Below are 18,515 nucleotides of genomic sequence, written 5' to 3' on the forward strand. Positions count from 1 at the left end.
ATCAGATAATTTCTATTTGGAAATTATCTGATGCCAATACTGAAATGGACGCGGCCATAACTTGTCCAAATTTAGCCAAATCGGCCGTAACGCCATTAGGGCGCGACAAAAAAATAAGCTCCGATTCAGCGATTGGGATGTCTTCTTATAGATGAAGAGAAGGGCAGCCCCAGTCGTGAACCTTAATTTATGGAGCTTAGCATGAATATCATTGTCCCTTCCGAGCAGGTGCCTCGTCTGCTTACCACTAAAGAATTGGCCCGCGTGATGTCGGTCCGGTCTCAATCGATTCACAAGCGGTACTGCCTCACGGGCAGCTATCACGGTGTTCGCCCGTTGAAGATGCTCAACCGCCGCCTCATGTGGCCTTCGGATTCGTTTGAACAACTGATCAAGGGGATGAAATAATGTACCAACTTGCCCCTATGAATTCTCAGCCTGCATATCCGCTGCATGCTTTCCCCGGTTTGCTGGGGCAGTTGATGCAGGCCCAACTGCGTTGCGGCATGATTGCCGAACTCGCTGGGCCGATTGGCGTAGCCCTCTCCACGTTGGCCACCCAGGATCTGGCCAACGTCCAATTTGGCGCTCAGACGCAGCAGCCAGTGGGAGGTAGTGTCGTCGTGCTCGCCCCGAGCGGAACCGGTAAATCGATGATGCTGCACCCTGGTCTGCGGCCCTTTGTGGATTTCGATAACGATCAAGCCCGTTTGGCAGAGGAGCGTGCGCCGTTGGAGCGCGCTCGGGAAAAGGCTTGGGAAGCTGAATGCCGCGCTGTGCAAGACGCCATTGCCAAACACCTTGAGGAGCCGGCAAAGCTAACTGAGTTGAAGGAGCGTTTGCAGGCTCTCTATCAACAGAAGCCGGAAGCCACGAGTCAGGCGACCGTATTGTGTCAAGACATGACTACCCAGGCGATTGTCCACGATCTGTCGCAATGGCACGCGATGGGCCTTGTGACCGATGAGGCCGCTCTTTTGCTTAACGAGCGTCCCGCCAAAAACTTTCCGCTTTACGTGCGCCTAAATGACGGCACGCCTTATACGGTGAGCCGTGTCACAACCGGTCGCAAGCGCCTGGAAGCGCCCCGTTTTTGCTCCCTCCTGATGTTGCAACCGGAGCTTTTCTTCGAGCATCGCCTGAAGTACGGGAAGATTGCGCGGGGTAGCGGTTGGGATGCGCGCAATCTGTTCTCTGTGGTGTCTCCTTCCGCTCAGTCGTTCTATTTCCAGACGCCGGAATACTACACAGCGCATGAAAAGTATGCCGCACGTGTTACGCAATTACTGAACGAAAGTATTCGTCCTGACAGGAAGGGGGCTGCAGATCGCCGGATCGTCAAGCTGACGCCCGAAGCCGCAGCGTATTTGCAGCAGCTCAACGAAATGGTAAAGCAGGCACGGTCCCACGGTGGACCGTGGGCCAGCATATCTGACTATGCCGCACGTCACGCTGAGCGTACGGCAAGGGTCGCCGCTGCTTGGCACGTCTTCGAAGGCACTGAAGGTGATCTGTCACAGGAATATATCGAGCGCGCTAATGCCGTGTGCAGCTGGCACCTCGGCGTGTACTTCCAGTACCTGGGTGTTTCCGTGGAGAAGTCCCTTGTGATGGCGGATGCGCAGGCGCTGGAGTCGATCTTGCAGGATTGTGTGCGAGACAACGGTAACCCCTACTTCAAGCTGAGCAAGTTACGCAATGAATCACCCAACGCGGGTTTGACTAAACCGCGCTTCGATAAGGCGTTGGAGCAGCTCTGCTACCAACGCAAGGCACAGATCATCGAAAATCGTAACACGCGGATCGTTCAGCTTATGTCAGTCGCACATCCATTCTTCGCTCAAATTCCGACGCATCCGGCTCAGCGTTTCTGAGCTAAAAATCGGCGCGTTTCAGTATATTCCTCATTAACCACTTTCCCGCAGCCCGCCGGGGTGTTCAATCTGCACGTCCCGGTGGCAACGCGAGGAAGGTGGGTGGGGTCTTTTTGCTTATTAATAGGATAAATAGATTAACTATTAAACGGCAATAAGGGGGCCTGCATGGATACCGCAATGCCTTACAAGGTACAACTACTATGAAAAAAGATACTGCTACACCTAGTAGTGGTGAAGAGCCACTACGCTTTTTCCTTAATCTGAGTCGTACATTGAACTCAGTACGGGATGAGTGCGGAACGCCTATCACGGGCGGTCATGACTTAGAGAACATCTCCTCATTGCTACGGTTCATGAGACAGGTCTTGTACAGCCTTGCACAACCCTACGAGCTGCGTCGGCGAAACGACCGTGAGATCGTGCATGGAACACCATGGGCCAAAGACTTCCAGAGATTGGACATATTTGCTCATCTCTATGCGGACGATCTGCACTTTTCGCCCTTATTGAACTTGTTTTTCCAAGTCTATCGTCGCCATCCTATTCGCCTGTGGGTTGCTGATGGGCGCATTCGAGGGGGCGAGGACGCTACCTTGCCAGCGCGTATGCGGATGTGTAATCACTTCGTTACCTGCATGCGTAAGCGTGCGATAAGGCTGAAGCTCAAAGCCAAGATTTCGGACTGGCAGCGCAACATCAAGAAAAATCAGGAACGGCTGTTCCGCTACATTCCGGCTTTGTACGAAGAGTCGAGCCGTTTGGTTTTCGTTCGTCTGGATCTGTTGTATCGCAAGAATCTGAAGCCTAGGACCGAGATCGACAAGATCCTGGATGAGCGTCCCTTTACCGTGGGCGTACAACAGGACCGTTACTTCAACCTTTTCCCGTCGCGGCAGAGCAATGAGGTAGGACAGGGGCAGCGCGTGGCCTTGCAACGCAATCAGCCAGTACAGCTAGGTCTTTTGGGGGATGCCTCCTCTTCGCAGATGGTTTCGCGTCCGAGTATTAACGAAGTGTTGAGCGATCGCGAACGCTTGATGACCAACCTGCGTAGCAAGCCGTCGTTGTTTAGCAAGTTGGCAGGTTATGTTATCCGTATCGAGTTCACTCGAGACGCCGGGTACCACCTGCATGCGGCATTTATATTCAAGGAGGCCAAGCATCACGCCTACTTGGGAACGCAAATTGGGAAGTACTGGGAAGAGGTGATCACGCGTGGTCGGGGCTACCATTTCAACTGCAATCGCGAGGACTACAAGTATTTTGCCGTGGGGCCGATTGACGCTCATGAAAGTGAAAAGCGAGAAAAGTTGATGGAGGTGCTGTGCTATCTGGCCAAGAGAGATCAGTACGTGCACGTGAAGCCTTCCAAAGGGGCCAAGATGTTTACGACTGGACAGTTTCCAAAGAAGCGCCTGAAGAAGCTAGGCCGGCCCAGAATTAATAGGCTAAAACCTGCTGAGAAAGTGAACAAAGACGCTCAGATCGCGACATCAGACATAGTTCTTGGCCAGCAGGGGCGTGGCTTTGCGAGGAGTGGTGCTAACTGGGGCACTGCTGGCTTGGAAAAAATTACGGGGTGGGGAAAATGATAAGAGGAGCAGCAAATGGGCGCTACTTGGGCGAGGCTTCGTTGTGTGGGTCACACACTATCGGACTCATTTTAGGGATCCTTTCCACGGCATTGGGCCTAGCACTTGCAACCTATGTTGGCTGGTACCGAGCAGGATCGCCAGTGGAAAAATTTTTCTGGATGGCGCTCGGAACGGTGACGGTGCTCGGTACGCATCTGTTACCCGTGCGGTTCGGGGTGCCAGGTAAAGCGCGGGTGGCGGTCATAGTGATCTGGGCTGGGTGTTTGGGGCTGGCTTTGTACAGTCATGTCACGTTCTATTTATTGAGCCAGGAGCACGCTGGCCAAAAACGCGCGGCAGCCGTCCATATTGACCAGAGGGACCAAAGCAGTACCGGTACTCCACCTCGAACTTTGCTGGCGATAATTAAGGAACGTGAGAAGGTCTCAGTCGAATTGGCCAACAATCAGGCGCATGCTTGCAGCGGCTCATGTCCATGGCGGGATGTCAGGGCGACGGCTCTGCGTGCAAGGCTGGAGACCTTGACTACTGAGGAAACAGCCGTAAAGCGCTGGCAACAAGGCCGTGATCGTGCAACCGAGCGTTTCCAACAGCAACAGGATGCGGCGCGTCAAGATCTGGTGGCGGCTAAGTTATCCGAAGTGCTGGACATTTCGGTCGATGACATCAATGTCGCCCACGCCTTGTTGTTCGCGGTCGTCTTAGAAGGGCTAGCTTGCTTGGGCTGGCTGTTCGTTTTCTCCACGGGCAGGCCTCCGCCGGTCGACCAAGGGCTTGCTAAGGTGAGCACAGGTATCCTTGGGGACAGATCAGAGGTAGTCCCCGCAGGCAGAATCGAGGTGACTGACTCAGACGGACAGCAGAAGGCGTCCGAAACGGTATCCAATTCAGAGCCAGGCGGCGATTGGACTATGCAGATACCCGGCAGAGATACACCACGCAAAGTCAAGGAGGCGTGGCTCGAAGTACAGGTGCGAGCTGGCAAGCATAAGCCGACTGTTGTGAAGGTTCGTGAATTTTTGGGGTGCGGGCAGCTTGATGCTCGGGATTTTACCCGTCATCTGAAGGAAGTCATGGCAGAGGCTTCGCCCGAGTCGGTCACGCGACATCGGAGACAGCGATCATGACCATCTGATACGTCGGCCATGACCAGTGGAAGGGTCGCCTCACTGTAGGCAGGCGACCTTTTAGATAGAGGTCTGGCAACGGAATCCCCGTTGCCAGGTTACCAGGGCATTCTTCGGTCATGACTGCGCGTGACTTTGCAATGTTGTTGCACTTTCTCCGCGGATTGACAGAAATGCTTTACGTGACAGCGTGACCAAAGTCGAGATCCTACCTGGTGGTCGACGATTGCAACATTTGACTAAGGTAAGGATTGTCGCGTCGTGATAACAGCTTGAGAGGCGCCAGCATACGTTCCGTCAACATAACAGCAAACGTTGCCGCTAGGTGCTAGGATCCTCTGGTAGAGAGGGGCGAGATATGATCGACGAGAGCGACAACGAAGTGGTAGTGGGCCAAGTGATATATGTATTTGCTTCCGTTGGCCTTGCCAGGGAATTTAAGGCGTGCTTAAACACTGGCTCGATTGGAACATGTATGGAAAATTGGCCGCCGGTGGCAATCTACCCGCCGGCTATTCTCGGCGCGAAGCCTATGTAATGTCAGAAATGGACAAAAAAATAAGCAGAGGGCTTCGTTGTGGCGATGTGCCAGGCGCTTTTCATTGCTCTTCAAAAGTGAATATTAAGAGCTCTGGGGCACGAATTGCTGGAGCCGTGAAAGAGCTGTGGCCCACCTGGTCCGGTTGCCGGGTATGAACGATCGACCGCTCCCGAGGGGCTAGTGTATCCGACTGGCCTAAATAGAACAGTTGGAATACCAGATCCATACGGTGATCGATATGCACCTCGACAGAGATAGGGTGCAATTCGTGCAAACCAGTGAGTAGATGGACAGCGCCCTAGTTGCTATGCATTGGCACGCAGGCGAAGTCTGTTTCTCTTCGTCGCCTGCTGGGTCAAAAGCGGGGAAATTCAACGCCCAGTTCGGGCGAGCCCTGGACGGGGCTGCTCGCAAAGGACGCTTATCAAATGCCTGTGCCACCTAGCGACCTTTAGGGCAGGACGAAAAGAACTCACCAGTCTCGTGGTAATACTTCGAGATATATCGCTTAGTGGCGCCTTGCCCTGCAAGAAGTATTCCTGCGGGGCATTTCAGTTCAATGAGGGTGTTTCCCCGACTTGCACCAGGATTCCCACTCGGCGAGCTGATCATGGGAGACGATGGCATCGGCACCTTGGTCCTGACGGAACGCATTGATCCAGTCGTTCACACATTGATTCGGATCACCGGTGGGTGGCGCGGACGTGACCTCCTTGCCAAATTTGTAGTTCTTTTCTGAAATTAGCGTACCGTTAGCATCCCATCCTTTGACTATGCCGTGCACGACGAGACCATGTTCGTTGTCGTAGTGATAGGGAACTTGTCCGGTCATCTTTCCCGTACCTGGATCAAATGACTCATCCAGTTGCTGCACTCCGTTGCTGAAAGTAGTGCGACGAATCACTTTCCCGTCTGGATCATAACTGGTCATCTCTCCATCGTACTTGCCACCCATGATGTTGGCTTCACGCAGACGTTTGCCGGTCTTCTGGTCAAATATCTCTTCAGGTCCAAACAAGGTGCCGTGTTGCCACTGTGCCGTATGGACCAGTATGTCGCTGTCAACGCTATAACTACGCTGGGTACCATCCGGTTGTCCATCCTCCATGTTGACTTCCGTTCTGAAACGTTCTCCGCGTTGACTTTGTCCGACCAGTTTCAATTGGTAGGCAAGGTGATTGTTCTTGAAGGCCGCTTCGATCTCTGCATTTTCCTCTCCTGGACGTTTGCAGACGACAGTCCCATCCAGAACACCATCGGAGACGTGGATATCACAGAGACGGCCAAAATATGAGGTGTAGCCGCCGGTGACTTGGTTGAGTGTGCTGAGTACCTTACCAAAACCGGCATGCGATCCCATGAACTTCTCAGCAGGGACGTTGGTTACCAGGCCACTGAATGGTGAATTGGACGAGCCTGAATAGATCTTGCCATTGGAGATCTGGGCGTTACGGAAGTCCAACGTGCTTGGCTGGCACCCAGCCAAGCTAAGCAGGAGAGGCAAAAGAAATAGGGGAAGGTGTTTTGTAAGCATGATGGAATCACAAAAAAGATGGTTGAAGAACTGGCCTATGCAATGAGATAGGTCCGCGATGCCTACGAATTTCTGAAATCATTTCGTCGTCGGGTCCATGCGTACAGACGGCGGTTCAAGCTATCCCGCCCCATGTAAAGTTCCCGTTTGAGCTTTTGGAGTAGGGTGCGCTTCGTTTTCTTCCGACCAATGGTTGTGCCGAGGATGTCGTGGCGATGAACGAGAACAGCAGGCGTCACCGATAGCGTTCTCACGTGATGCTCCCAATTGCGGTTGAGTAGATCGTCGACCGCATAGACAATCTTCCGTGCATGGGCGACCAAGATGCGAGCCGCATCGCGATGAATGACATACCCTTGGGTGCCAAAAGGCTGCTTGCGATGATCTTTGACTACGTTTCCGTTGGACAATGTGGCGACCTCCCATGAGTCTTCTCCGCCGATATCACACAAGCGCATGATTCCGAACGAGAAAGTCGCATGAGCAATTGCATCCAACGTAGGTAGGAAGTCGTCGGTCAGTTCAACATCATTTTCCAGAACACACCACATTTCGTCGTTGGACTGAATCAGCTGCTCCCAGATCTGGTAATGACTGTCATAGCAGCCGACCTCGGAGAGATTCATATGATGGCCATGGACCTTCCAGCGGGTGATTGCGTCATATGAAGATGGATATTCCGTGAAGCGCTCTGCGTCAAAGAACCGAAATTTCCTTTTTAGTTTGGAAAACTGCTTGGCAATGTATTGGCGTCGAACTTTGCTCTCGACGAGCGAAACGACAATGATGGAAATTTCACGGGAATTCATTTTTCTTTTATGGAAATAGGCGAAGGCGTTCCAAATACCGACGGATGAGCGAAGCTGCCATTCGCGATATCTGGAACTGACCTTGATCGTCGATATGAGGGCTATCGAATTGGCGAACCAATTCAGGCTGCGTAGAGACAAGACGCTTAGCCCGACAAAGCACCACAGAGCGCGGATGCGGGGCGGCAAAATCCTGCCCCTTTCCGCACCCGAAAGTCAGATCGGTAGCGCTGGCTAAGGAGGTGGTCTTCCCGTCAGCGCCAAAGTTGAACCAGTACGATCAACGCAAAGAGGATGAGCAGCGTGAATTTGAAGCTCTTCGGGAAAGCTTGGACTTTTCCGTCCTTTAAGAGGTAGACGTCGCCCGAGAAGGCGATGATCAAGGCGATCGGCATGAACACCAGGACGGCAAGAACTAGTGCCCAGCGGCGACGATACCAAGGTACCTGGTCATAGCTGGTGTACCCCAGCACCTCGGCGGGAGCGCCGCAATTGGGACAAGCCGTTGCGCATGCGTGTACTTGATGCTGGCAATGCGGGCAGTTGAGAAAGCGGGACATATTTTTTCCTTTTTGTTTGAGTGATTGGTTTTAAGAGCCGATGAAAACGAGAAGGGAAACGGCCGACAGGACAACAGCCGTGCTGGCCATCCCTTTGCTGGATCTGTTTTGTTGGAGGTTGATGGCGCCGGCGGCTAACCCGAGGCTCGCGAGAGCACCCGCGCCGATGATTTGGTCGTGATCGAGAAAGTCGACCTGGAGGGCACAGAGAGTGGACAGGATTGCCAAGACAAGACTGATGATTGCGAGCCAAGGAGAGCCTTGAACTCCCGCAGCCAAGCCGGCTTGTGGTGCTCCGCAGTGAGGGCAATGCAGGGCGGCGGCATGAATTTCGTTGCCGCAGTCGCGGCAGAAGACCATGGGCATATAGTTATTCCGTCAACTGTTGATGTGTTTTTAGGCCGCTGGAAACGCAGGCAGGGCTGGGCTGGTGCCGTACGACGCACAGTTACGGTGGTAATTATTGATGAATATACTCAACATGTAAACGTTGAATAAAGGCCGTCGTTAATCAGTCATCGGTTTGGCATCATGCGCGGCATGGTCAATCGACAAACAACGACAAGTACGGAGCCGCCTAGTGATGGTAGGAATGCGGTCTGCGTTGAACTTGGCAGTGCGCTCAAAAAATTCCGAATCGCAGCGGAAAAGTCCCAAGAGACATTGGCATTTGAATCGCTCGTAGACCGAACCTACATTTCAAGTGTGGAGCGAGGTGTCGCAAATCCATCTGTTCTGACGTTGGCGAACATTTGCTATTGTTTGAACATCACCTTGGCTGATTTATTTGAGTCGATACATGTATCGCTGGCGCCGGACGAAGAGAACAGGCGGCGATCGAATCGAGCTCAACCTCGATTGACGCCAAAGAAGTCGAGATTGCGTTAGTTCGACGAGGTGTGCTTTGTCCGGGCGGAAACTTTTTCGCGCAACTGATGACTGAAGGGACTCGCTGATTGAGGACCTACTTTCATTTCCGCAGTCGGCAGAAAGAACTCGTCCACAACAGCCGGCAATTCTTCCACCGACTCCTCAAATACTCCATTTTCAAGTCCTGTCTTCGCCGCGTGATCCAACGCTTGCTGATCAAATCCTCCTTTCATGCGGCGATCATGTGTTTCTTGCGCTTGGCGGATGGCGTCTTCCAATGTGGTTCCCTCCCGAATCGTTAAATCCACGTAGTAGATGGGCGTGCGATGTGACTGCACCGTGCTTTTTCCTCTCAGCCTGAGCTCCAGGGGAAGGGCGGCCAGCAGTCCTCCAGAAACCGCGGCGTAGTAATGCAACCTGGCTGTCAGTGTCCGAATACTGTTGTAGCCCGTCGTCCGGAAGATGAAGGTTCCCAGCTCATCAGCCTGGTCGATCTGCACGTTGAGACGCCCGTATGGCTTGCACTGACCTTGCCCGAATTCGCAGGTGTCAGGGCCAGGGCAGGGTAGATCAACCATCCCGTCTTGGGTCAGACGGCGGCATGTGGCGCCGTTACCATTGCACAGCGGCCTGCTGGCATGTCGGTCAAAGAAGCAGTAGGATGTGCGCAGGTTTAAATCAGGCTGACTGAACATGACCGTGACCGGAATGGCGCGCAGCTTATTGCCGGGGGAGGCTCCTCGATAGACGGCGTCGAGTGGATGCGGTGCCCAGCCGTCTTGCAGCTGTATCTGGCTGGTGATCGTGAATTGGTCATCCTTCTCCGGCAGCTTCCGTCCGTTCTTCTCTACCACCTTGCCAATTGAAATCCGCCCCAGAATAGGCGGGGTAATGCATAGACCTTTGATCATGGGATGCTCCAAAAAAGTAAAGCCAGGCATCCGAAGATGCCTGGCGATCAGGGGGAAACCAGGAAGCGGCGGTTGCCGGCTTTGGAAGAGAGATAGCGTTTAAGTAGATCTGGATGGTCGGCTTCCAGTCGGCTGGTATCGAGCTGAGTACTGTCTTTGCTGCGCTTCCAAGAGACGGATCCCGTCTCGAAGAGCGCCCGACTGGAGCTTCCCATCATTTGTTGGATGGTTTGCTTCAGTTGCTGCTCGATCTTGTCTCGGGTGGCAATTTCTTCCCGGATGGCCTGCAGATCCGCAAAGACGGCTGACATGGCGCGGTTGTCCCGGAAGTCGGCCACATCGCCATAGTCATGCGCGTACAACGACCGTAAAGCCCGATCCGCCGACTCTGAGCCGTCGGCAGGCGGTTGGATATCCCGTTCTACGTAATGCCAGAATTCACGTTCGAGCTTGATCAATCCTTCGATTAGCTCCTCATCGCGCTCAATCCGGTGAATCTGGATTTCCTGACCGCAGATCAGTACACACACATCCGCCGCGTCCTTGCCGGTCACAGCCAACTGGTGCTGGACTTGGCATTGCACGTATTCAGGTACCCCTTCACGCCAGATCCGGGCGCCAAACTCGCCGGCGGTCTTGCATTCCAGAATCTGGACACCAGGTGCTCCCAGAATCTCGCGATCAATGTTGGCGAGCATCCAGGCTTTGTCAGGATCGGGGTGTTGGAGGACCGCGTTGACCTTGCGTACCTTGTTGCCAGTCTCCAGCGTGTAGTGAGCCGCCACAATGGGCTCCAGGAGACTTCCCCAATAGGTTGCACTGGTGCGATCTCCCGGATCGGCTTGGGGAAGAAGGTGGGTGCGACCCGTCTTGATCATCCACAGCTCCAGCATGGATTGATGGGGATTCAATCCGATCGCCGCAGCAGCATCCGAACTTCCGATGCCCTGACGCCGCACTGATAGCCATTCTTCTCGAGATAGATCCCGGGTCTTGACCAGTCTTAAGGCTGCACGGCCGTGACGCCTGGTCGATTGCGCATTTAGTACAGGCATAACACTCCTTTCAGAAAAGAAAAAGCCCGGGCATTTGGCTCGGGCTTTATATCGTTGAGATCAAGGTTCAGCTAACCAGGGCGATGGCTTGGGCCAAAGCATCATTTTTCAGACTGGCGCCTGTACCGAACCAAGCGGAATCAAGACGATAGTCCGTACTCCTGGCACGGCGTTCGTGGTCCACAAACTCGGTGACTGCATTGAGCAGGCCGAATGCGGTGTTTTTGGTGGAAGACATCTCCGCACCCCGGCCATGGCCGGCATACAGCTCCCGTACCTTCTTCATGGCGCGTTCGTTGGTGAATTTCTCCTGGGGATTGGCAAAGAGTTGAGTAATGAACGCATCCGATTCAACATGCTTCAGTTTGCGTTCGGAGAGGGTCTTCATCTGGTAGACGAAATCGTCCCACGAGGAAGAAGACAGCCCCAGTTGGCGTTTGACTACCTTGGGATCGAAGGTGGTGGAATGAGGCACTTTGACGGCGGCGCTTCCGTCCTTGAGAGCAATGGCCAGAGTATTGTTGCAGACGACCCGAATGCTGGTGAACTGGGCGGTTGTCGCCAGCGTGCCGTCACACCCGGTAGCCAGGAGCAAATAGCCGTTCATGGTGTCATTGCCCTTGATGTTGGCGGTCATGTTGGTCTTGGCCAGCGCCCACACCTTACGGCCGCCCTTGAGAACACCGGCAGTTTCCAAGGTAAATCCGTGGGCCTTGGTCAGATCACGGTAGAACTCCAGGACATCGCTAGGCTGTACGACTTGGAACCGTTGTGAGACCACCGAGAGTGCGGCGCCAGTGTCTGAGCGATAGAGCACCTTCTGATCTTCGAAAGCGCAGTGGTCTGCGTTCTCGCCAGGTTGGAAGTAGACGGGAGATTCCTGGATAGTCCACTCCATGCCGGCCTGTTTGGCCCAGACGGAGAGAGGGGATTTAGCGGAGAGCTGATTGCCCAGACCGTGCCAGGGTGTGGCGTTGGCGTAAGCCATCGTTTCGATCAGGTGTGCCATGGTGATTTCCTTTCTAGAATGAAAAAAGCCCGTCATAAGACGGGCTGTTGAGCGTGCAATGAAGGGGATTAACTTGAGAATGTGTAGTTACAGTCGGCGCAACGGTAGGTGCCCAGGACCCTCGCGTCGACCATGTGGCCGATCTTTGATCCTGTCATGCCGCCAGCAGCGCTGCCTGCCAGCGCGCCCATGATGGCGTTGGCCAACGTCGCAAAGACCAGTCCTGTGGTCGGACCGGATCCCCTGTCGTTGTTGCTGTCGGTGAGTGACGTAGAGAGTCCTGCGACGGCACCCGCCGAGGCACCGATCATGCTGCCGATGCGTTCCCCACAGCGTTGCGGGAGTAGATTCAAGGAGTGACAGACCGGACAAGTAAGACTCATGCTGTGCCTTTATCGGTCAGGAACAGGAGCGTCAGGAGGGCGTTTCCTACGATACTGAGAATGAGGATGATGCGGAGATTCAACATGAATTTTCCTTGGTGAGCGTTAAACAAGGAGCTGGAGTACGGATACTGTTCCAATCTCACACAAGGAATATGTAGTTGAAAAAATCTAGGATGAGGGAATTTTCGGTTGTGAAATAGATGGGCATCCAACAGCAAGTCTGTCGCAGAATAGCCGCAGCCTCTTGCGGAGAAATCGTTCAGCCAATCAAGAGTATCCCGTGATGGCTCGAAGACGACGCACAATGACAAATGCGTTCCCGATTTGAGCCGTTCGTCCTTCGTCCTGGCGCCGATGCTTTGATACCATGGAGAGCAGATTCAACAAAGGAACATGCATGACCACCGCAATCCTGTTCGACCAACTGATCGATACCTTCGGTGTAAAAAATGATGCCGGCTTGGCTCAGTAAATAGATGCGGATAATTCAGCAATGAGCAAGATACGCACCGGTCGCATTTCATTGAGTGCCACTTTGATAGTACGTATCGGCGAGGAAACGGGCTGGCCAACGAAGTACATCAAGGCCATCATTGCGCAAGGAGCGCAGTAATACAGCAGAAATTGATCAGCCCGAGGTATCGGACAACTGGCTCGCCGCTTTGGCCAATTTTGAGTTTAGATTGATCGTCTCAGATTGGTTAAAAATTACCGCGAGCACGGGTACTGTTGATGACGAATGCCAGCGCATCGTCTTGCTTCATCGGTTGCGCAAAATAATAGCCTTGTGCGGAAGGGCAGTTGAGTTGTTGAAGCATGCGGAGATCTTCTTCATTTTCTACTCCTTCTGCAATGACGTGGAACTGAAACGCCTGCCCAAGGTGCATGACGGCTTGTACTACGGCCTGATTTTCTCGAGAGATGGCGAGGTGCTGCACAAAGCGGCGATCGATCTTGACCCGGGAGGCATGTAATAGGTGAAGCAGGCCCAGGGACGAATAACCGGTACCGAAGTCATCAATCGAGACGCTCACGCCTAGTTGAGCCAGATTGGCCAATTTGGGACTGACCGCATCCACGTTCATTGCCGTTTCTTCAGTGATCTCGATTTCCAGCATCGTGGCTGGGATGTCATAGTGCGCCAGCTTCTCCTTGACCAGTTCGTCGATGTGCAGGCGCTCCATCTCCTTGGGCGACACATTGATCGCCACGCGTAGGTGTTGAGCTTGCTGTTCGCGCAGTTGTTGAATCAGCAGAAAAGCCTTGCGCAATACAAAACGCAAGAGCATGTCGGACAAACCGGTCGTCGATGCGGCGGTAATGAGGTCGGGCGGGGAGATGAGTCCATGTTTGGGGTGATTCCAGCGGAGGAGTGCCTCGAATCCTTCCAGCGTCTGCATGGGGATATTGACGATAGGCTGAAACCAGAGATCGAGGGCACCGTTATTCAGGGCATGCGCCAATTCTCGTTGAATGTCTCGCTGCATCTGTAGCTGCTGACAGAGGCCTTCGTCAAAAAATCGAAACTGGTTACGTCCGCGCGTCTTGGCATCATAAAGCGCCGTGTCGGCACATACCAACATGTCATTAATCGTGTCCTTGTCAGAAGCATAGATGCCAATGGATACGCCGATACGTCCCGCTGCCGGTGCAGTGAACGGGGGCGTGAGTACACCGATAATGTTTGAAGCGAGTTCTTCTGGTGCGGGATGGACTCTGTCCAGCGTATAGAGCACAACAAATTCATCCCCTCCCAAGCGGGCTAGCATGCATTGAGAGGGAATACTTCCTCGCAATCGCCGGGCGACAGCCTGGAGCAGATGGCCCCCCACTTCGTGCCCGAAGGTGTCATTGATACCTTTAAAGCCATCCAAGTCCAGAAATAGCATGCATAGCGGTGCAGTGTGTTCGGCTTGCATGCGTTCGGCCATCTGCATGAAACCCCGTCGGCTGAGTAGATTCGTCAGCCCGTCGTGCGTCGCTTGATGCTGCATTTCGGCGGCATAGGCGGAGGCTTTTTCATGGGCGATGCGCAGGGCCTGTTGGGCCGCTGTGGCTCTATATTTGAGGATGATGCCTTCGCGGACCAGTGCTTCGCTGACGCGCGAGCCGCGGATCAACGCCACCAGATAGAGCATCACGGCTCCGGCAAGCGCCTCCTGCTGGAAGCCACCAATGCGCATCAAACAGATAATGACCGATAAAAGAGGGGGCGTAATAAAACAGATCGGAATGGCCGAGTAAGCAAATCCATAGACGGCCGACCCTGCGGTGATACCGCACACGCAGGTCAAGTAAAAGAGCGTCTCCGCCGACGTATACCCATCACACAGAACCGGCACGCAGGCCCAGACCAATCCAGAGAGAAATGCAATCAAGGCGTGTACACGCAAACTGAGTTCGTGGATGGAACGTGGGCGCCCCAGCAGGAAAAACGGTAAGCCTTGGACTCTGGCCAGGGTTGAAGAGGACGTCCTACATAACTGGATGCGCACGAGATTGATCGCAGCATACATTCCGAGCCACACGAGCGCCATCCCGATATGTCCAGCATAGGCGGCCACCATCGTACAGAGAATACTTAATACCGTGGTGACAGGAACGGAATTGAGCGTGGACTTGCGTACCACGTGGAGTTGGTCGGCATGAATGAGGCGTAAGAGGGCGGCATTCTCTACCGAATAAGGGGGCTGAGGAGTATTCATAAGGTGGGCAAGCGGGATTCATCGTCGTGGGGTGGCGTTGAGACCGTTTTGTTGATGGACAGGCCATCGTGTTAATGAACGGCGGGCTTGCTCTTCTCTGATAACGATAAATCCTCGGCCAAAGTTGACACGGGCTCGCATTTGACGGCGTGCGGCTTGACTGCGGCGGCAAGATGACGCTTCAAGGTGATGGGGTGCACATCGAGATGCGCGGCCACATCCGAGGGCCGCCACTTTTCGTCATCGAGCAAGTGGCGCGCGTGCGCAATTTGTGAGGATGACAGGCGCGGGCGCCGGCCGAGGCGTTTTCCTTCGGCCTTGGCGGCGGCCAAGCCAGCACGGGTGCGCTCGCTGATCAAGGCGCGTTCGAACTCCGCCAGTGCCGCCATCATGTGGAACACCAGGCGCCCCCCGGAGGAGCTGGTATCGATATGTTCGGAGATGGAGTGAAAGGAGATGCCGCGTCGATTCAGGCTCTCCAGGATCCGAATGAGATGAGAAAGAGATCGCCCTAGACGATCGAGTCGCCACACGACGAGGGTGTCACCAAAACGTAGACGTTTGAGTAGTCGCAACAAGCCTGGGCGGTCAGTCGACGCGCCCGAGACCCCGAAATCCTCATAAATGTAATCGCACCCGGCCTTCTGGAGAGCAAGTGTTTGCAGGTCCAGATTTTGGTCTTCGGTCGAGACCCGCGCGTAGCCAATGATCATGTTTTACCTCGGTAGCGAGGTTGTTCACTGAAAAGAAATTGCCACGGGGAACTGTGTCAATTCTGCTCTACCAGCGGGTCAACCTCGTTGACAAAAAGGGTCCCTTTTGTCTGAGAGGTAATTTGATTTTTCATCGGGCTGAAACACCCTACAGATGCGCCTCTTTTAGTTACATGGACAGCATCACACAAAGGACCCCTATGGTACGAGAGTTTTTGCTATGCGGAAATATTTTCGGGGGGGATTATGGAATGGGGATCACTATTGCTCATCTGCATTCAGAACTATGACGCACTGGTCAGTAGGCAAGGTGCGAGCGCAGTGGACGCCATTCAACTGCAGATGTTGCTGCGTGTGGCCCATATCTGTGGCGACAAAGGGGGTCTGGTCGGTGCGCTGGGTCCGGGCCGTTTGCGGGTGTACTGGGACAGGAGCCAACGCGGCGCCTTCATTCAGCAGGATGACATGCACCGTGAAGTGCTGGTGAAGGAAATCACGCAAGACCTGCAGGGCTCGATCGGGGCTGCCGCGCAGTGTGAGATTGGTGTGTCGTGGTGCGAGGCCAAGACGCTGTCTGGTGAGCTCGGTGATCTGGAGCATATGTGGCCCCCTAGTCACGGGGAGTCCGATATGGCGGTGGCGGAGCTGGTCTATACGGCGTTGCGCGACGACCGCGTACTCCTCGAGTTTGAGCCGGTCTGCTGTGTCTTCGAATCGTCTTCCGTTCTCTACTTTGAATCGCTGGTGCGCCTGTGTGACGAGGCGGGGCGTCGTCTGCTGCCGGGTGAATTTATTCCTGCGCTGGAGAGGCTGGGGCGGGTGAGGGGGAGACCTGCTGGACCCAACAGTTCCGGCAGATATCCGGCACATAGCGCTAAACTGGGGATTTCCCCATTTTTACCTCTTCTTGCGCTATTACAAGAAACTGTTCGGCGAGTGCCCGCACACGACACTGGCACGGCGCAAATAGCCCCGAGCCGTTTCGTAACATCAGGGGCTGAGTGGCCCCGTTCCGTGACCTGCTTGACTGCCTCAATCTTGAACTCTTCCGGCTAACGCTTGTTACTCATGACGACTCCTTGGTTGCCTGATATTTTAGGCTGCGGAGTGTCTAGTAGGTCCGGGGAGAGGATGAAATCGAAAGGGAATAAACATATTCCCCTCAACGATCTCGGCTGCAAGGGGGGCTTTGATTTTCAGGCGGTAGCGTTTTTAGTCTAATCGCTCCGTCTGGCTCATAAACGATTAGGCTTGCTAGAAGGTTAAGAACCATTCCCAAATACATAACTCCACCAATAAAGAAAAGCCAAAACCTCTTACTCATTAGGATCATCCCGCAAGTAAAGAATTCTTTCAGTCGTGACCAATCTAGTAGCATGATTTTTTGCACAAATGCAAAGCCTGCTGAGCTGATCGCTACGGTTGACTTCAAGGCACGCCCTGATTGCTAGCAAAAACTATGTATCTAAGTCTTCAGCGGAACCAATAGGAATTCTTTGCAGGGAATGGAAGTCGTGATGTTGCGAGGATCCCTCGCCTGTTAAATATGAGTTTTTCTTGCGCAAGTAAAAAAAGAGCCATACCGCAAATGCCGATCCACAAATCGTGAAATAGAAACAATAAAAATACACCACAATTTTCAGTATGCTTTTAGCGGCTTGGATCGAAAGGGGCATCTGTACCTTAAATTGTTTGTACGGACTTGCTTTTCCCAGAAGCAGCCAATCATTGCCAACAAATCGTTGATAACGCAATTACACTTCTAAGGCTAAGGTTCTGTTAGTTGACTTGTATTAATTGCCGTAATAGTAGGCTAAAACAACTGGATAAATATAATATTTAACATTTTTTGCATATTTTGTATTTTTTTAGGATTTTGTAGATACCGGACACCCTTTCCCTCGTTGGATACGCAGCTGTTATAACAAAACCGCCCGCATGACGCGGCGGTTTTCCATGAATTGACCTATTCAGCCCAGTGGCAAGGCCCTAGCATTGGGCAGTTCTCGCTTCTCAATATTGAAAGGCGCGGCGGGCCTCTGTGCACTATCGGGCTTGAAAGTGGATACCGGTCCGGCCAATTCACTCGCCTGCTCCATCATGGAGTTGGCAGCAGCAGCAGCAGAATTCTGCTTAGTGGCTGGTCGATTGCAGACATTTTGTCAATTACGCTCACCTATGTCTGTTTCTGTTCTGCCATCTGTTCCTACGGCGTGTCGGTCTGGCTGCCGACGCAGGTCAGCCCCAAGCCAGCTCCATCCGACGAGGATGCCAAATGATCGATCTGCCGAGCAGCACCTACTATTATCAGCCCGGGCCGGATACCGCCGCACTCGGTGATGCTGAGCTGGCCCATCTGATAGAAGACATCCACGATGTATTCCCGGGTTATGCCTATCCATTCGAGTATGACCAAGTCTGAATTTACTGCATCTGTCCTTATTACTGTACTGGCTACTCTTTCTTTCTCGCATCTCGATGGAGCGGTATTGCTTTCGACATGAGTCACTACGGCGATAAGCCCTAAGATCCCTCTAAGCTTCGGGCGAGTCCCATTTGAAAGTCATGGGCATGCCAAATGTCCGCGACATGCAACCGACTATTTTCTTTTTTGAGGTCGATCTCTGCGCGACTGCCAGAAAGCAATTTGGCGTGTACTGCAAGTAGGATGGCGTGTTGTGATGGTGCAGAGAATGAAGTTGTACTATAACCTCAGGTGTCATCGCACAAATAACAACCTTCGTCATATCTAGTAGCAGATCGGCTTCCTATGAGAAGAATGCTAAGAAATATCGTATTTCGCCGTCTCCTACCCATCCTACT

General features: G+C 53.4%; 16 protein-coding genes. 7 read left to right on the top strand and 9 right to left on the bottom strand.

Features of this window, described 5'->3' with window-relative positions; all coding sequences use genetic code 11:
- The first annotated feature begins 201 nt into the window (after positions 1–201).
- The 4 genes from ACWFUC_RS07695 (at position 202) to ACWFUC_RS07710 (ending at position 4,599) form a co-directional block, all read left to right on the top strand.
- A complete protein-coding gene (locus tag ACWFUC_RS07695) occupies positions 202–408 on the top strand; it encodes a DNA-binding protein (RefSeq protein WP_489635405.1) in 207 nt (68 codons plus the stop codon).
- Positions 408–1,874, top strand: a complete 1,467-nt coding sequence (locus ACWFUC_RS07700) for a DUF3987 domain-containing protein (RefSeq protein ID WP_489637542.1) — start codon at positions 408–410, stop codon at positions 1,872–1,874. The genes ACWFUC_RS07695 and ACWFUC_RS07700 overlap by 1 nt, the downstream gene beginning before the upstream one ends.
- Before the next feature lie 368 nt (positions 1,875–2,242).
- Positions 2,243–3,469 carry a hypothetical protein gene (locus ACWFUC_RS07705; protein WP_489635407.1) on the top strand — a complete coding sequence of 409 codons (1,227 nt, stop codon included), beginning with the start codon at positions 2,243–2,245 and terminating at the stop codon, positions 3,467–3,469.
- A 143-nt stretch (positions 3,470–3,612) separates the two neighbouring features.
- A complete protein-coding gene (locus ACWFUC_RS07710) occupies positions 3,613–4,599 on the top strand; it encodes a hypothetical protein (protein WP_489635408.1) in 987 nt (328 codons plus the stop codon).
- Between the two features lie 1,097 nt (positions 4,600–5,696).
- Here ACWFUC_RS07710 and ACWFUC_RS07715 read toward each other — a convergent pair.
- The 4 genes from ACWFUC_RS07715 to ACWFUC_RS07730 form a co-directional block, all read right to left on the bottom strand.
- Positions 5,697–6,602 carry a toxin-antitoxin system YwqK family antitoxin gene (locus tag ACWFUC_RS07715; protein WP_489635409.1) on the bottom strand — a complete coding sequence of 302 codons (906 nt, stop codon included), beginning with the start codon at positions 6,600–6,602 and terminating at the stop codon, positions 5,697–5,699.
- A gap of 134 nt (positions 6,603–6,736) precedes the next feature.
- Entirely contained in the window at positions 6,737–7,624 is an 888-nt protein-coding gene (locus ACWFUC_RS07720) for a glycosyltransferase family 25 protein (protein WP_489635410.1), read from the bottom strand.
- Positions 7,625–7,737: 113 nt separating this feature from the next.
- Entirely contained in the window at positions 7,738–8,043 is a 306-nt protein-coding gene (locus tag ACWFUC_RS07725) for a hypothetical protein (RefSeq protein ID WP_489635411.1), read from the bottom strand.
- A 30-nt stretch (positions 8,044–8,073) separates the two neighbouring features.
- Positions 8,074–8,409: a hypothetical protein gene (locus tag ACWFUC_RS07730; RefSeq protein WP_489637543.1), complete on the bottom strand. Its 336-nt coding sequence runs from the start codon at positions 8,407–8,409 to the stop codon at positions 8,074–8,076.
- 174 nt (positions 8,410–8,583) lie between these two features.
- Here ACWFUC_RS07730 and ACWFUC_RS07735 point away from each other — a divergent pair, with 174 nt between their 5' ends.
- Positions 8,584–8,931 (top strand): helix-turn-helix transcriptional regulator, encoded by a 348-nt coding sequence (locus tag ACWFUC_RS07735; RefSeq protein ID WP_489635846.1) that lies wholly within the window; start codon positions 8,584–8,586, stop codon positions 8,929–8,931.
- Here ACWFUC_RS07735 and ACWFUC_RS07740 read toward each other — a convergent pair.
- The 5 genes from ACWFUC_RS07740 to ACWFUC_RS07760 form a co-directional block, all read right to left on the bottom strand.
- Entirely contained in the window at positions 8,928–9,824 is an 897-nt protein-coding gene (locus ACWFUC_RS07740; RefSeq protein WP_489637544.1) for a recombination directionality factor, read from the bottom strand. The two genes, ACWFUC_RS07735 and ACWFUC_RS07740, sit on opposite strands and share 4 nt — an antisense overlap.
- Positions 9,825–9,871: 47 nt before the next feature.
- On the bottom strand, positions 9,872–10,879 hold the full coding sequence (locus ACWFUC_RS07745) for a YqaJ viral recombinase family nuclease (RefSeq protein WP_489637545.1): 1,008 nt from the start codon (positions 10,877–10,879) through the stop codon (positions 9,872–9,874).
- A 67-nt stretch (positions 10,880–10,946) separates the two neighbouring features.
- Positions 10,947–11,888: a DUF932 domain-containing protein gene (locus ACWFUC_RS07750; RefSeq protein WP_489637546.1), complete on the bottom strand. Its 942-nt coding sequence runs from the start codon at positions 11,886–11,888 to the stop codon at positions 10,947–10,949.
- Between the two features lie 1,087 nt (positions 11,889–12,975).
- Complete coding sequence (locus tag ACWFUC_RS07755; protein WP_489637547.1) at positions 12,976–14,979, bottom strand: putative bifunctional diguanylate cyclase/phosphodiesterase; 2,004 nt, start codon at positions 14,977–14,979, stop codon at positions 12,976–12,978.
- Between the two features lie 71 nt (positions 14,980–15,050).
- Positions 15,051–15,692, bottom strand: a complete 642-nt coding sequence (locus ACWFUC_RS07760) for a recombinase family protein (protein ID WP_489637548.1) — start codon at positions 15,690–15,692, stop codon at positions 15,051–15,053.
- A gap of 246 nt (positions 15,693–15,938) precedes the next feature.
- On the opposite strand from ACWFUC_RS07760, the gene ACWFUC_RS07765 reads away from it, so the two are divergent.
- Both ACWFUC_RS07765 and ACWFUC_RS07770 read left to right on the top strand, forming a co-directional pair.
- Positions 15,939–16,748 carry a hypothetical protein gene (locus ACWFUC_RS07765; RefSeq protein ID WP_489637549.1) on the top strand — a complete coding sequence of 270 codons (810 nt, stop codon included), beginning with the start codon at positions 15,939–15,941 and terminating at the stop codon, positions 16,746–16,748.
- 1,219 nt (positions 16,749–17,967) lie between these two features.
- Positions 17,968–18,114: a hypothetical protein gene (locus ACWFUC_RS07770; RefSeq protein WP_489637550.1), complete on the top strand. Its 147-nt coding sequence runs from the start codon at positions 17,968–17,970 to the stop codon at positions 18,112–18,114.
- The last annotated feature ends 401 nt before the right edge of the window (positions 18,115–18,515 follow it).

The sequence above is a fragment of the Herbaspirillum sp. Her4 genome (genome assembly GCF_057961335.1).

Bases quoted from the DNA above. Each gene is read 5' to 3' on its own strand.
- ACWFUC_RS07695 (WP_489635405.1), top strand. From the start codon at position 202: ATGAATATCATTGTCCCTTCCGAGCAGGTGCCTCGTCTGCTTACCACT.
- ACWFUC_RS07700 (WP_489637542.1), top strand. From the start codon at position 408: ATGTACCAACTTGCCCCTATGAATTCTCAGCCTGCATATCCGCTGCAT.
- ACWFUC_RS07725 (WP_489635411.1), bottom strand. From the start codon at position 8,043: ATGTCCCGCTTTCTCAACTGCCCGCATTGCCAGCATCAAGTACACGCA.
- ACWFUC_RS07730 (WP_489637543.1), bottom strand. From the start codon at position 8,409: ATGCCCATGGTCTTCTGCCGCGACTGCGGCAACGAAATTCATGCCGCC.
- ACWFUC_RS07735 (WP_489635846.1), top strand. From the start codon at position 8,584: ATGGTCAATCGACAAACAACGACAAGTACGGAGCCGCCTAGTGATGGT.
- ACWFUC_RS07740 (WP_489637544.1), bottom strand. From the start codon at position 9,824: ATGATCAAAGGTCTATGCATTACCCCGCCTATTCTGGGGCGGATTTCA.
- ACWFUC_RS07745 (WP_489637545.1), bottom strand. From the start codon at position 10,879: ATGCCTGTACTAAATGCGCAATCGACCAGGCGTCACGGCCGTGCAGCC.
- ACWFUC_RS07750 (WP_489637546.1), bottom strand. From the start codon at position 11,888: ATGGCACACCTGATCGAAACGATGGCTTACGCCAACGCCACACCCTGG.
- ACWFUC_RS07755 (WP_489637547.1), bottom strand. From the start codon at position 14,979: ATGAATACTCCTCAGCCCCCTTATTCGGTAGAGAATGCCGCCCTCTTA.
- ACWFUC_RS07760 (WP_489637548.1), bottom strand. From the start codon at position 15,692: ATGATCATTGGCTACGCGCGGGTCTCGACCGAAGACCAAAATCTGGAC.
- ACWFUC_RS07765 (WP_489637549.1), top strand. From the start codon at position 15,939: ATGGAATGGGGATCACTATTGCTCATCTGCATTCAGAACTATGACGCA.
- ACWFUC_RS07770 (WP_489637550.1), top strand. From the start codon at position 17,968: ATGATCGATCTGCCGAGCAGCACCTACTATTATCAGCCCGGGCCGGAT.